The sequence below is a fragment of the Microcoleus sp. T3_A4 genome (assembly GCF_036700465.1).
Classification (GTDB): Bacteria; Cyanobacteriota; Cyanobacteriia; order Cyanobacteriales; family Microcoleaceae; genus Microcoleus.
The window spans coordinates 58,304-72,426 of sequence record NZ_JAUBOY010000022.1 but is presented as its reverse complement, the minus strand read 5'-3'; the positions used below and the strand labels follow the sequence as shown (position 1 = coordinate 72,426).

Annotated in this window: 8 protein-coding genes; 2 read left to right on the top strand and 6 right to left on the bottom strand. The window is 45.4% G+C overall.

Annotated features, from left to right (window positions below; all coding sequences use genetic code 11):
• Positions 1–66: 66 nt before the first annotated feature.
• The 4 genes from QUA07_RS14175 to QUA07_RS14160 form a co-directional block, all read right to left on the bottom strand.
• The gene (locus QUA07_RS14175) at positions 67–1,689 is read right to left on the bottom strand and encodes an NB-ARC domain-containing protein (protein WP_333326114.1); all 1,623 of its coding nucleotides are present in this window, start codon (positions 1,687–1,689) and stop codon (positions 67–69) included.
• Positions 1,690–2,110: 421 nt separating this feature from the next.
• Positions 2,111–4,075, bottom strand: a complete 1,965-nt coding sequence (locus QUA07_RS14170) for an ABC transporter ATP-binding protein/permease (RefSeq protein WP_333326113.1) — start codon at positions 4,073–4,075, stop codon at positions 2,111–2,113.
• Between the two features lie 221 nt (positions 4,076–4,296).
• Positions 4,297–5,136: a DUF1361 domain-containing protein gene (locus QUA07_RS14165; RefSeq protein WP_333326111.1), complete on the bottom strand. Its 840-nt coding sequence runs from the start codon at positions 5,134–5,136 to the stop codon at positions 4,297–4,299.
• Positions 5,137–5,385: 249 nt separating this feature from the next.
• On the bottom strand, positions 5,386–9,663 hold the full coding sequence (locus QUA07_RS14160; protein ID WP_333326109.1) for a PAS domain S-box protein: 4,278 nt from the start codon (positions 9,661–9,663) through the stop codon (positions 5,386–5,388).
• A gap of 520 nt (positions 9,664–10,183) precedes the next feature.
• On the opposite strand from QUA07_RS14160, the gene QUA07_RS14155 reads away from it, so the two are divergent.
• Both QUA07_RS14155 and QUA07_RS14150 read left to right on the top strand, forming a co-directional pair.
• On the top strand, positions 10,184–11,551 hold the full coding sequence (locus QUA07_RS14155; protein WP_333106075.1) for a TldD/PmbA family protein: 1,368 nt from the start codon (positions 10,184–10,186) through the stop codon (positions 11,549–11,551).
• A 556-nt stretch (positions 11,552–12,107) separates the two neighbouring features.
• Entirely contained in the window at positions 12,108–12,266 is a 159-nt protein-coding gene (locus tag QUA07_RS14150) for a hypothetical protein (RefSeq protein ID WP_333085104.1), read from the top strand.
• A gap of 193 nt (positions 12,267–12,459) precedes the next feature.
• Here the strand turns inward: QUA07_RS14150 and pirA are convergent, their stop codons facing one another.
• Positions 12,460–12,609 (bottom strand): arginine synthesis PII-interacting regulator PirA, encoded by a 150-nt coding sequence (gene pirA, locus QUA07_RS14145; RefSeq protein WP_172185012.1) that lies wholly within the window; start codon positions 12,607–12,609, stop codon positions 12,460–12,462.
• Between the two features lie 277 nt (positions 12,610–12,886).
• Complete coding sequence (bioF, locus tag QUA07_RS14140; protein WP_333326107.1) at positions 12,887–14,059, bottom strand: 8-amino-7-oxononanoate synthase; 1,173 nt, start codon at positions 14,057–14,059, stop codon at positions 12,887–12,889.
• Positions 14,060–14,123: the final 64 nt, after the last annotated feature.

Below are 14,123 nucleotides of genomic sequence, written 5' to 3'. Positions count from 1 at the left end.
TTTATCGAACTCTGTTTGTGTTGAAAATTGGGCGATCGCTTTTGTCAAAAGGCGATCGCTTTTTTCTTATCGCTGAATTTCTGAAATAATCTGCGCCAGATTCTCCCTAGCATATCCCACCTCAAGGATCGATTTATTTTCCAGATCAGAGGCAACTTTCTTCAAGATATTTAGAGGTTCTTCAGAGCCTGTCGTCTTCAAAAACAACACTTGCAAGCGATTTTTTACTAAGACTAAAATAGAGCTACTTTGTGCGCCTTTATCCCCTTTCCGTTTAGCAATGTTGATGCTCAATTGGTGAGTTTTCAACAGTCGCATTCTTTCTATTCCTTGGGTCTTAACCGTCTCCAAAACCTCAGCTCGAATCTGATCCACTAATCTGTCGGTTACATATTGCACGATCAAAGGCTGAAGCATAAAAACAGTTTCCCCGCCCTCACTGATTTTGTCAATCAGCGACCGACGACCCATAGAATCGAGATTTTTCAGCAAATCTGACAGCGATGAATTGACCAACATCTGCTCTCGTAAAGTTGCCAGGGAAATCGGGCTTTGAGCAATAGCAATCCAGTAGGCAATATCTTGTTCGGAACTCGACATTCGATCGAACTGCTGCGCCAGCAAATTGCTGATATGTTCTTCAATAAATAACGCCGTTGCTTCCAAAAGCTTTAAAACATTTCCCTCGAAAAACTCGTTAATTGTTGTCGCTACAATCTTTAATGCTAACAGATTGCCTCCGTACCTGGATAACAAGATTTTCAACTCTTGCTCTTGAGGCGACAAACCTTTTTCTTGGAAAATTTCCCGCGCTATTTCCTCGGAAATAGCAGGTTTTAAAGACCGCACTTTTTCTCCCGCCAGCAAAGCCAGTTCCGTAGGTTCTTCCGAACTAACTAGGACTAAACAGCTATTGTGATTGACCTCACACAGCCGCACAATTAAATCTCGATATCCTTCGCAGCCTTCCCGGTAGTGTCCCGCTAATTCTTCGGGTTTGAGAACCGCTTCAAAATCGTCTAAAATTACCAGACAGCGGTGTTTCCGCAGATACTCGACCAAGCGCGAAATTTTGCTGTTGAGGTCGATGGGCACATCGGGTTTGTGTTGGTTAGAAAAAAGTTGAATTAAGCTTCCTAGGAAGTCGGATGGTGCTGGTGCCGATCGCAGCGATCGCCAAATCACAAAATCAAACTCATTCTGTACCTGTTTTGCCAACTGCACCGACAAAGTTGTTTTGCCGCTACCTGCCAAACCAAGCAGGGCTACCACGCGACAATTATCTGATACAATCCACTGCTTTAAAGTAGTTAATTCTTCAGTCCGTCCGTAAAAAACCGAAACATCCGGTGCTTGGCCCCAATCTTCCTGTCGGTGTCCAATCGCCATCTTCAATAGAGAGCCTTTACCTCCACTAAAATCGCTCGTTCCCTGATCGATGTGGTATGAAAACAGCAACTGATGCCTCAATTCCGAAAGCTTTCCAGGGCCGTTCCCCCCGATCTGAAACTTTTTGTAAACTTCGCCGAGTCTTTTGCGAACGGCGATGTCGCTAATGCCAAGCTTTGTGGCGATGGTCGCTGTAGATTGACCGTCGAGAGCCATAAACACAGTTTCTAACTCGGCATCTGTGACACCGCGCTGTTTGGCGATCGTTTGCACAAAGTTTTGAGGAATCGGAGTAGTCAAGGTAGGAATCTCGTCTATACTAAAAATCTATCTTCTATTATATTGTGTGAGTTCTCGCAGGCGAGCAATTGAATCGAATCTACTAACGTTCAGCTTGCTTTTTGTTGTTTGGGCAGTTTTAGATATTTATACCCAATTATCGATTGTGATACCAGTTTAAAAAAATGCAACTCTAGGCCCCTGATCCAAACCAATACACAATCAGTCATTCTCAATTCTTTAATCCTTTAATCTAAGATGGTATGAGAAAGGGGGGAGTTAATCTGCATTAATTGTTGCTATTTCCCTACCCCTAAAACCTATTGTAGAGTGGAGGCGCGACGCTTAATTTATAGCACCCAACCATAAATCTCCAACCGCACCACAACCCACCGCGAACCAACAACCGGGTAAATTCACAATTCTTGAAAGCAGGGCTGTATCAGCTAAAATTTGTCGCACTAGCGCGGTATTCTTGGGCCGAAAGCAGCCGCCAACTCCCATCGCCCAGAAGTTCCAAAACCTGCTGGTGATATTTCACTAAACTCAATCGGTGGCCGACACTCACAAACGTAGTTTTAGTGGCTTGCAACTGCTCGTATAAATGTTGCTCGTTCTTCAAATCCAAAGCACTGGTCGCCTCATCTAAAATAGTGTATTTCGGTTCCGTCAATAACAATCTAGCAAAACCTAAACGTTGCTGTTCTCCCAGCGACAAAATCTCACCCCAATCTAAATCCGCCTCAAAACCGCCCAATCTGTCCGGCAAATCTGCTAAGTTTACTGATGCCAAAACGCGGCGCAATTTTTCTTCATCAACCTCGCTGCTGCTGTTGGGATAGAGAAGTTGCGATCGCAAACTCCCCAAAATCATATAAGGACGCTGTGGCAAAAACAGCATTTCCTCCAATTCCGGCCGCGCCAAACGGCCGGTTCCCGATTCCCACAATCCCGCAATTGCCCGCAGCAAAGAACTCTTCCCAGCACCGCTTTGACCGACAATTAACAGTCCTTCACCGGGCGACACGGCTACCGACAAATCCCTAATCAAAGTCTTTTGATGCTGCGGAGTATCTAAAGTAACGTGTTCCAGTGTCAATGGCGAACTTATAACTGTATCGATTGTTCTGAAGTCTAGTTTTACAGCACTTTTTTCATCTCTTAGAGCCTCATTGAACGTGGCTAAACGATTAATGCCTGCTGCAAAAAAACTCAAACTTTCAATCCTATATACCACCAAAGAAAATGCTTCTGAAACCTGACGAAAAGCAAATTCAGCTTGAGTGATATCGCCGTATCTGATCTCACCCGCAAAATAGATAGAAGCCAGGAATAAAGAGGGGATAATATAAGTTGCATATCTATAGCTAACTCTAAAATATCCCAGACTTCGCTGCCAACCAATTAGGAAATTAAAGTTCCGAACTGCTGCTAAAAATCGGTGTTTTACCTGAACCGATTCCTGTGCTTCTCCCCGGTAAAAAGCAATTGATTCTGCATTATCCCGAATGTGAACCAATCCATAGCGAAAGTCAGCCTCTGTGGAGAGCTGATTGAAGTTCAAAAATATCAATTTTTTGCCAAAAAATATCATGACTGTCGTGCCAAAGACAGCGTAAATAATTAGTCCGATCGAAAGACCTTTGGAAATAGACCACAGAATGCCGGTAAAAGAAATAATATCGATAATTGCCCCCAATATCAGCAGCAAAAACTCTAAACTTGTGCTAGTGAAAGATTTGATATCTTCAGCAATCCGCTGGTCGGGATTGTCAATTTTCTTCTGAGAATTGATTTCGTAATAAGCGCGGTTTTGAAAATAACTACCCAGGAAACTATCAGTCATCCACTCTCGCCAGTATAATCCCAGTTTATCTTGGGTATACTCGTAAATAACAACTATCGGGGTAGCGATAATAAAAACTCCAGCATAAACCCACATAAACCGCCAAAAAGTAATCTGATCTTTTTCAGCCAGCGCTGTCGTGAAAAAATTACTAATATAGCTAATAATTACGTTAATCCCGCTAACAGACAGCGACAAGAATACCAGCAGAGCTAACATGATCCACTGTTTCCAGCGCGGGATCAACTTGCTTCTAAAAAAGACAAAAGCAGCTAGCGGGAGGATTAGCATTAAACCAACGATCGCAATTTTCGGTGAGTAGATAATTCCTTTGATTAAAGTAGCTAAACCAGCCGCAACTCCATTAAAAGCCTCTGGGAATAAGACTTGAGTACCCAAACATACAGCGCTGACGAACACAAACATCGCAGCGAAGAGAAATATCAACAACAGCGCTACTAATCCTAAAAAGATTCTGCCTCCCCCAGGCTCTAAAGGATAAAAGTAAGGTTGGGCGATCGCAATAAATCTCTGCCACAACTGACGGTCAAATCGATTCATTTTTGCTGTTTACAAAACTACTTTGACTGTTCTAACATATCAAGTTTTGTGACAAAATGCAGCAGTAATTTATTTGGGAGTTTGGCGAAAAAATTTGTCTCACCCACACACGGAAACTTGTTTTCCGAGTTAAGTGGTGGAGAGAAAAAATGGGGGAGCTTACTTCAAGCTCTTAGATTCATCTGTTGAATCAATTCTTTAATCTCAAATCTCAAATCGCTCTAGCTCGAAGAAGTTGCGCTATCGCCGGCCAAGTCCGACTGCAACTTACTGCTGTAAAATCGTTGGCTAATCCCTAAAATTACTTGTTTCATTAGCCAATACAAAACAGCAATTACTAAAAAAGTGACAGCCATTACTAAAACGGGACGCTTGCCTATCAAATCGTTCATTACTGTGTTAACTAGCGCATCGGGGTTGGTCAGAATGTCCCAAGTGTTGAAGCGGATAAATCGCCCTAAATAAATGCCGATCGCCGAAAGTGCGTGTATAGTTATCTCCGTTGCCAGGATAAATCTACTCAAACCCTGTTGCTTCAAATAGTAGCCCAAATTCATCACCGACAGCACGTAAGCCCCAAACCCGGCTAGCATAAACGCTAGATACTGCGGGATCAAAGCTAGAGTCACAGTCCACACCGAGTTTCCCTCTTTAATCTGCTCAATCAGGTGAATGATATCAGTTAAAACATAGGGGGCATTGGGTAAGAATGCGATAAACCAGAAAAAGCCGACCCACCACCGGAGAGAGCGAACTCCGCGCTGCCGCAGTACCCAGATGTCTACAGCCATCAATGCGAGTGTAATGGCGATCGCCCCCAAAACGTAAGTTGTGCCCACATCTTGCACAATGTGCTTCAGATAGCCTAAAACATGGCGCATACTGGGCAAAAAAGTAGCGCCCAGGAGAATGCCCGTACCCCACAGCAGCCAGCGCGATCGAGGTTTGCGGAACAGCCAAAAACTCAGGCCCAGCGGTACTAAACCCAAAAACAAATTCCAAGACATCCAGCGGACATTGTGTCCCATTGCTTGCAGGGCTTCCAGGATTAATCCCATCATGTCAATTTTTATACAATTAAAGGTTTGATGCAGCACCGCTTCGTTAGCAGCTTCAGTATATTTTAGTCGTTAACTTGTAGGGTGCGTCAGCTTATCGCGGCGCGCCTGAAAATCAATAACTGCTGACGCATACTAGCAGTGGGGACTCAATCTCAAATCTAAAATCGACTGACGAACCCTACCACTGTGGAGTTAATTCTAAAATCTCAAATCTCAAATCTCAAATCTCAAATCGACTGGCGCACCCTACTATTTATCAACTTTGTCGATCGGAATCTCAATCTTAAAAGTTGTTCCGCATCCTATGGACGAAATACAGTCAATCTTGCCCTGGTGCTTTTCCACCACAATCGAGTGCGCGATAGACATTCCCAAACCCGTACCTTTCCCCACAGCTTTTGTAGTAAAAAACGGGTTAAAAATGCGATCGACTATCCCCTCGGGAATTCCCGTACCGTTGTCCGAAATTTCTACCCTAACAGTGTTCTGGGGAGTTACACCTGTGGAAATAGCAATCCGTCCACTCTTTGTCTCTGATTGTGGAACCGATAACTGGTGATATCGTTCTTCAATAGCATCAATTCCATTAGCAATAATATTCATAAAAACCTGATTCAGTTGGCTCGCATAGCACTCCACCAGTGGCAGTTTTCCAAACTCCTTAACTACTTCAATTTCCGGGCGACTCTCCCGACTCTTCAAGCGGTGCTGCAAAATTAACAAAGTGCTTTCAATTCCCGCGTGAATATCGACCGGCTTCATTGCCGATTCGTCCAGCCGCGAGAAATTTCGGAGGGACAACACAATTTGCCGGATGCGCTCGGTTCCTACCTGCATCGAGCCCACAAGTTTTCTTAAATCCTCAGCCATGAAGTCCAAATCAATCTCTTGAATGCGATCGACAATTTGTGAATTAGGTTCGGAATACTCCTGTTCGTAAAGACTCACCAGATCGAGCAACTGTTTTGTATACTGGTTGAGATAATCAATATTAGCGTAAATGAAGTTAACTGGATTATTAATTTCGTGAGCAATCCCGGCAACTAATTGCCCCAAAGAAGACATTTTTTCAGTTTGAATGAGCTGAGTTTGAGTAGAGCGCAATTCCAGGAGCGCCGACTCTAAATCTCGAGCTTTTTCTCTTTCTCGCGCTTCGCTTTGTCGCAGTGCTTCCTCTGCTTCCTTGCGAGTCGTAATATCCTGGGAAACTCCAATTATTACCTTAGCCTGACCCTCCCCATTCCTACTAAAAATAGTATCGCGACTTTGCAGCCACAACAATTGACCGTCTACTGCCCGCACCCGGTACTCAATTTCCCTAGTTTCGCCATCTTCAATTCCTGCAAAGCTGGCGTGATGTTTCACAATTTTAGGCAAATCTTCCGGGTGTATTAACTGAGGCATCAGTGACGAATCCATCGCTGTAATGTCGTCGCTGGTATAGCCCAAAAGCTGGATCATTGAAGTATTAGTGTAGATATTTCGCTGTTCTTCCAAGTCGTAGAGATACAAAATACCGGGAGTAGCCGATGCTACTTTTTGAATGAACTGCTGACTTTCTTGCAAAGCTAACTCAGCTTGTTTGCGATCCGTAACATCAACGGCGATGGCGTCCCAAATAATATCACCGTTTTCTTTAGCTTCAGGACGCGAAATTATCTGAAACCATCGAATTTTGCCGGAAGGTAGTACGAACCGTCCTTCCCAGTGCCAAGGTTGCAAAGTTTGGGCTGAAATAGCAACAGATTCGTCATGATTTTGGCGGTCATCGGAATGAATTAAATCTGTAATCAAAGCCGCATTTTGCATAACAGCTTCGGCTTCTCGCTCAAACATTTCTCGGCAAGCCGGACTAATGTAAGGGAAACTGAAAGAGCTATCTGTACGCAATACAAATTGATAAATTACTCCCGGCACATTACCCGACAGCTTTTGGAATCTTGCCTCGCTTTCCCGTAGTGCTTCCTCTGCTTGTTTGCGCTCCGTAATGTCAGTAATTGAACCAACCATGCGGACTGCTTTTCCAGATGCGTCCCACAAAGCTTGTCCCCGACTCAATATCCATTTGTAGGCGCTGTTGTAGCACCAGCAGCGGTATTCGATGATGTAATGCGGCGTTTTCTTGTTTAAATGGTCTTGGAGAGCTTGCATTACTAAGGCTAAATCGTCGGGATGCGTACCCCTGTTCAATTCGTCAAAGTAATCGAGAGTTTCGCTGTGTTCGTATCCAGTTATTTGTTTAAATCTATCGGACAGGAATAGTTCCCCTGTTTGCAAGTTCCAGTCCCAAATGCCGTCATTGTTGCCTTTGAGTGCTAACTGCCAGCGTTCTTCAGTTTGCATCAATTGAGCAGTTCTATCTTTGACTCTATTTTCTAGTTCTTGATTGAGCTGTTTGAGACTTTCTTCTGCCTGGTTGCGTTCGATCGCAATTCCTGCTAAATTCATCGCCGCTTCTATCAATTGCAGATCAACAATTGGGGGGTGGCACGGTTGGGAATAATACATTCCAAAAGTTCCCAAAACTTGACCCTGAGATGAGAAAATAGGAGTAGACAAGCAAGCTCTCAGTCCAAAACTCAAGGCTAAATCTCGATAATTTTCCCACAAAGGGTCGCTGGCAATATCTGTAACGATCACCTGTTGGCGGGTAAACGCAGCAGTGCCGCAGGAGCCTACCTCCGGGCCGATGGGTCTGCCATGAATAGCAGCATTGTAACTGTCGGGTAAACTAGGCGCGGCTCCGTGGAGTAAATGTTTGCCGTCTGGAGCTAGAAGCAATATCGAACCGATGACATCTCTAGATTGCAGCTCCATAATTTCAACTAAGGTATTTAAAGTATCGCCAAGAGGAGCGCCCTTAGCAATCATTTCTAAAATTTGTTTTTGACCGGTTAACCAATTTTCAGCTTGCTTGCGCTCCGTAATGTCGCGGGCAACCCACAGAACCGTGTTTTTTTTCATTGGCGAAATGGTACCGGCAAACCACTTTTGTACGCTGGCAATTTCCAGGTGATACTCAAAAGTACAGGTTTGATTTGTAGCGATGGCGGTGCGAATTTGCTCCAGAAAAAATTCTCCCTTTTCTGGAGCGAATAAATCGTTAATTTTTTTACCGGCAAATTCCGCCGTCGGCTTGTACAATAATTGGGGATTGGTCGGGGCAACTTTCAGGAACCGTCCCTCAATATCGAGCTCAAAAATTACATCGTTCATGGCAGCGAACAAAGCTCGAAGTTCCGATTCAGAAGCTTGTAGAGCGATTTCAGCTTGTTTGCGATCGCTAATATCCGTCCCGATACAAAGCAGTCCTGCCACATTTCCCTTCGCATCTAGTAAAGGTTTATTTGTCCACGCTATCCACACCCTTTCTCCATTGCTGCGGATGTTTTTATTTTCGTTTTGGAAGTATTTTTGCGGGTGTGCCAAACAGTCTCGAATCTTTGTCGCGAGGTCACTTTCAAATAACTCTGTTTTCGGTATAATTGTGCCGATCGCACTTTTGCCGATGATTTCTGCTTCTGAATACCCGAAAAAAGTTTCAGCAAACTCGTTAAAAAAAGTAATCTTGCCTTCACTGTCTAACTGGACAATCATGCTGTTAGCATTCTCAACTAATTGCCGATACTTAACTTCGCTCGATCGCAGTTTCGCACGGCCGTACACCCAGTTAAAAACCGCCGCCCCGCTCAAAAGTGCCAGTAAGCCACCTCCAAAAAGCAGCCAGCCCCGAAACGGCGAATTCGCAGGCCATCCTCCCGCCGGAATTGCTGCCAACTGCCAGGAACCGTTGGGCAAAGTCACTTCCAGCAGCACGGGATTGTGCTGAAAAATTGACCCGTCACCGAAAAACACAGGGCCGGATGCTCCCTTCCCGTCTTTGCCCCGCAGAGCGTATTGCAGCTTCGCTGAGGAGTCGTTCAGTCCTGCTTCCTCAATCAGGGAATTTTTGTCGATGATCAAACCTGTCAAGCCCCAGTAAACTCCTGTTTCAGGCTCGGCGCCGGAGGGTGTGAGAAAAATCGGCGATCGGCTGATGAAAGTCTCGTCCCCCTCCAATAATTTCACGGGCCCGGCAAGCAAAGTTTTTCTGGTTCGGATAACCTCTTGGACCATTTGCCGCTGTTCGGGTAGCGCCGTCAAGTCAACCCCGATCACCGTTTCATTTCCCTCCCGCGGGTAAATGTAAGCGACCGTCGTGCCTTTAACTAAAGTGATGGCGCGAATGCCCGGTTGCTGTCCCACCAGAATTCTCGCCGTCGCTGTAAACTCGGCTTCGGTGATGTTTGGGTTATTGGAAAGGTAAGCCCCCAAACCCCGCATCAAAAACAGGCGAGAATTCAAAGATCCTTCCAGCTTAGAACGCACTGTGCTGAGGCGATCGAGCGTGGTAGCGCGGTTGTAGTGAAAAAACCGCCGCTGTTCCGATCGATCTAAAATGCCAACTCCGACCAAAATTGCTATTGATGCCGAAATAGCTGCTAAATACGGTGAAATTTGGAATTTTTTAACCTTAAAGTATTCCATCTGCCGGGGGTTAAGGTATTTTTTTACGTCTTTAGATAGATTTAGTTTAGTTTGATTTCTCTAGGCCAATCCAAAATTTTCGGCATACCGGGCTTTTCGCAAGCGGGCGCGAGTTTGTGGTGTTCGAGGACACCCGTCGAACGCGGGCGATCGCCAAGCCTCTCATCATTAATTCTATGGAAAAAGTTTTAAATCTACAATCGACTGACCGAAAGTAATGTGGTCATAAGCCCCCGGATTAATTCTTTCGCAGACTCAGGACGGAGACTTTAAAAAGCTTTGCATCTTTCCTAAAAAGCCCGCGGATTCATTCCTTCCCAGGCTGAGGACGGGATCAATCTAAAATCTAAAATCTAAAATCTAAAATTGGTTGACTCGCCCTCGATCGGGTAGGGCGCGCCATGCTCCCGCACCACAGCGGTGGGGGAACGCGCACCCGAAAGAGGGGAGTTATTAGCTAAAATAGGGTTAGCAATAATTTTTTTCAGCGCTACGGCTAATCATTCATAGGGGCAATTTGATGCAAGAACAGTTGATGGAAGCGATCGCACCTTACCGCGATCGCGTAGATTATCTAGAAGTTCGCCTCGAACAAAGCGAGTCAACTGCGATTAGTTTTCGCGGCCCTCAGTTAGATGCTGTCAACCGCAGTTTTAGTCTCGCCGGCGGCATCCGCGCCTGTCACAAAGGTGGCTGGAGTTTTGTAACTTTTAACGGTTTAGATGAGTTAAAAGACCGCATTGAAGAAGCTGTAGTGCAGTCTCGTTTGGTTGGCAGCGAAAAAACTTTACTAGCAGATGTCACCCCGATTCAAGATTATGTAGCGGTGGAATTGGGACGCGACCCGCGCTCTATTACTCTAGCCGAAAAGCGGAAATTGCTCGAATCTTACAACCAGTTGCTGTTAGATTATGACCCGCGAATTCAGACGACAATGGCAGGTTACAGCGACAGATTTGGGATTACTTATTTTGTGAATTCTCAAGGTACTTGCATCGCTCAAGAGCGCTTGGACGTGACGGGGCGTTTCGGGGCGATCGCCCGTGGGGAGGGTGGTGTCGTCCGCCAAGGGTTCGAGTCGATTCACTCGCGATCGGATTACGATGTGTTGACAAATATTGAAGATCGTGTTAAAAGTGCGGCCGTTCGAGCTGTAGGCCAACTAGAGGCAAAATCGGTGAAAGGCGGTCAGTATCCGGTGATTTTAGACCCTTATTTGTCGGGGGTTTTTATTCACGAAGCTTTCGGGCATTTGTCGGAAGCAGACGGCATTTACGAAAACCCAAAAATGCAGGAATTGTTGACTTTGGGCAAGCCTGTGGCGATCGAACAATTAAATGTAATTGACGACGCAACTGTGCCGGGATTACCGGGAACTTTAAAATATGACGACGAAGGCGTGCCGGCTCAGTGCAAGCATTTAATTAAAAATGGAGTTTTAGCGGCTCGAATGCACAATCGCGAGACTGCGGGCAAAATGGGCGAAAGTCCGACGGGAAATGCCCGAGCTCTGAGTGCTACTTTTATGCCTTTGGTGCGGATGACTAATACTGCGATCGAGTCTGGCGAACATTCTTTTGACGAAATGGTTGCGGACATTGACGAAGGAGTTTATGCAGTGCGGATGTTGGGAGGACAAACCAACGGCGAAATGTTTACCTTTGCGGCGGCTCAAGGATTCATGATTCGCGACGGCAAATTAGCCGAACCGGTGAGCGATGTCACTTTAAGCGGCAATGTATTTCAGACTTTAAAGGATATTGAGTCTATAGGAAACGACTCGGTTTATGCTTACGGCGGTTGCGGTAAAGGCGGTCAAAGCGGTTTGCCAGTAAGCGTCGGCGGTCCCCATTTGCGGATTAAAAATGTCGTCGTCGGAGGAAGGTAATCATTAGTCATTAGTCATTAATTATTAGTTCAAAACTTACGCAATTGGCACATGGTGAAGGCACGATCGCGCCCTCACGCCTTCACCATGTGCCAGTGCGGGACACTGACAAGTTGACAAACCACTGAAAATCTACTATTGAGGGCTTCAGCGAGGTCGTTCGGTGTTTGGGAGACTTCAGAAATTACAGAGAAATTGGGGAAGTGCGATCGCAATTATAGACTTTACCAGGCTTTCCCCTAATTTTTTGTTTAATTCCCCTTAAGTTTCTTTCATCTCTACCCGATTATTCTGCCTAATGGGAATCTCAATCACAAATTATGTACCCGGTTCTCTTGGCTGTGATAAACACTTCAAATCTCCGCCACGCTTCTCCACCACAATCTGATAGGTAATCAGATCATCCCAAACCAGTGTCTTGACCCGCAGGTTCAGTTGTAAAGAAAGGACTAAATAGATCGGTTCTTACCTCGCTTGTTATTCCCAGCCCATTGTCTTTCACACCGATTCTTACCCTATCCTAATTCAGCATAGAAGTACAAATCGTAATCGTACTATGGTCATTTTTAATTTGCTCCGAGGTGCGTTTTTGGTCATAGCAATTCAAGGCATGAATCGCATTGCTCAGCAAATTCATAAATATCTGATTCAACTTACCGACATAACATTCTATTTTTGGCAAATCTTTTTGGGACGAGGCGCACTCTACAGATAGAGTTTGTGCGTGCAGGAGTGTTCCCTCTTTCTTCTTCCTTCTCAATAAAAAATCCCGGTTTCTTGAAGAAACCGGGATTTTTCCTACCAACTAAGAGAGGAGTCAAAACTTCACAGGTAGCGGTTGCCGGAATTCTGCATTTCTCGCACAACCCTCTAAACCAAACTACGGGCAAATTCTAGTTGCAGCTTCTTTAAAGCTGTCTCATTTCCTCTTCAAGCACCCGAACCAAATCTTGATTGCCACTGGATCTCGCTACTTCTATGCGGTGCATCAGTTGCTTGTGAATGTTAGCGCGGTGGGTTTCTGCTACTTTTTTTACGTTTTGACGATTTGTGTTCATGGTGGACGTTCCTTATATTAAATTTGGTGTACCTGCTACTTCTCTAATATAGCGCTAAATTCCAAAAAGTATCTAAATTTACAAAAAATTTACAGTTATTGACCGATCGACCAAACTCCTGTATAAGATTGGTCATAAGTCAATAGCGATATCTTGACAATCAGAAGTCATTAGTCATTAGTCAGTAGTCATTAGGCCGATGCCCGATGCCCGATGCCCGATGCCCGATGCCCAACATTTACATTTAGTCAAGCGGTGCGCGGTACGTACCCAACATTTACTCAAAACTCAAAACTTGCTTCAGCGCCTCTACCAACTGCTGAAGGTGTGCGAGCTCGTGAGTTGCCATCAGCGAAATCCGAATTCGACTCACGCTTACAGTCGGAGGCCGAATCGCCGGAGCAAAAATACCCATCTCCTTGAGTTTGCTGCCGACTGTTAAAGCGGAGGCTGCATCTTTTAACGGAAGACTGAAAATTGGGGAGAGGGAATGGCTAATTGGTAATTGGTGATTGGTAATCGCGCAATATTTGAAAGTTTCGATATTTTGTCGCAACCGAACTCGGCGTTCTGGTTCTTGCTGTACAATTCTCACAGCTTCCAAAGCAGCCGCCGCATCAGCAGGCGTCAATGCTGTAGTATAAATCCAACTCGGAGCTCGATTACGCAGAAAATCAATTAAAGCAGCAGAGCCCGCAACGTAACCACCTAAACTTCCCAAAGCTTTGCTGAGTGTCCCCACTTGAATCAGTGGTGTTCCCGTACACCCGAAATGTTCTGCACAACCGGCACCGCTAGCACCGAAAACTCCTGTAGCGTGAGCTTCATCTACTAATACCATGCAGTTAAAGGTTTCGGCCACAGCCAACAACTGCGGTAGCGGACACAAGTCCCCATCCATGCTAAAAACGCTATCGGTAATAATTAAACACTTGCGGTATCGGGCGCGATTTTGCTCTAGCTTTGTCTTTAAATCCTCAAGATTGCAGTGACTGTACTCTATGGCAGTTGCACCGCTGAGTGCGGCTCCGTTTTTCAGGCTCGAATGGTTGTACTTGTCAGATAATATCAAATCGCGCTTGCCGACAACGGATGCGATCGCCCCTAGATTCGCCAAATATCCCGAACTGAATACTAAAGCATCTTCAGTTCGTTTTAAATTAGCAATAGCTTGTTCTAGCTGTCGGTGCAAATCGCGGTGTCCGCTGACCAACCTCGAACCCGTCGCACCCGTACCAAATTCCTTAGTTGCAGCCATAGCAGCTTGAATTAACCTGTCATCGCCGGCAAGTCCGAGATAATCGTTGCTGGCAAAGTTAATCAGGCTGTGGCCTGATAACTTTACCACAGGCCCAGGGGAACTTTCGATCGATTGTGGCGATCGATACCAATCGGCACGGCGAACTGTGTCCAGGGCCTTCTCTATCCAAGCGTAAGGGTCTGTGTTCATATTGGAAAGCGATCGGGTAATACGTTATATTAGCTGGTGATCAGTTCCTCCCTATCACAGAAGC

Excerpts from the sequence above, each read along its gene's own strand:
- pirA (WP_172185012.1), bottom strand. The coding sequence starts at position 12,609 with ATGAACACAAATCGTCAAAACGTAAAAAAAGTAGCAGAAACCCACCGC.
- QUA07_RS14165 (WP_333326111.1), bottom strand. The coding sequence starts at position 5,136 with ATGATGGGATTAATCCTGGAAGCCCTGCAAGCAATGGGACACAATGTC.
- bioF (WP_333326107.1), bottom strand. The coding sequence starts at position 14,059 with ATGAACACAGACCCTTACGCTTGGATAGAGAAGGCCCTGGACACAGTT.
- QUA07_RS14150 (WP_333085104.1), top strand. The coding sequence starts at position 12,108 with ATGGTCATTTTTAATTTGCTCCGAGGTGCGTTTTTGGTCATAGCAATT.
- QUA07_RS14170 (WP_333326113.1), bottom strand. The coding sequence starts at position 4,075 with ATGAATCGATTTGACCGTCAGTTGTGGCAGAGATTTATTGCGATCGCC.
- QUA07_RS14155 (WP_333106075.1), top strand. The coding sequence starts at position 10,184 with ATGCAAGAACAGTTGATGGAAGCGATCGCACCTTACCGCGATCGCGTA.
- QUA07_RS14160 (WP_333326109.1), bottom strand. The coding sequence starts at position 9,663 with ATGGAATACTTTAAGGTTAAAAAATTCCAAATTTCACCGTATTTAGCA.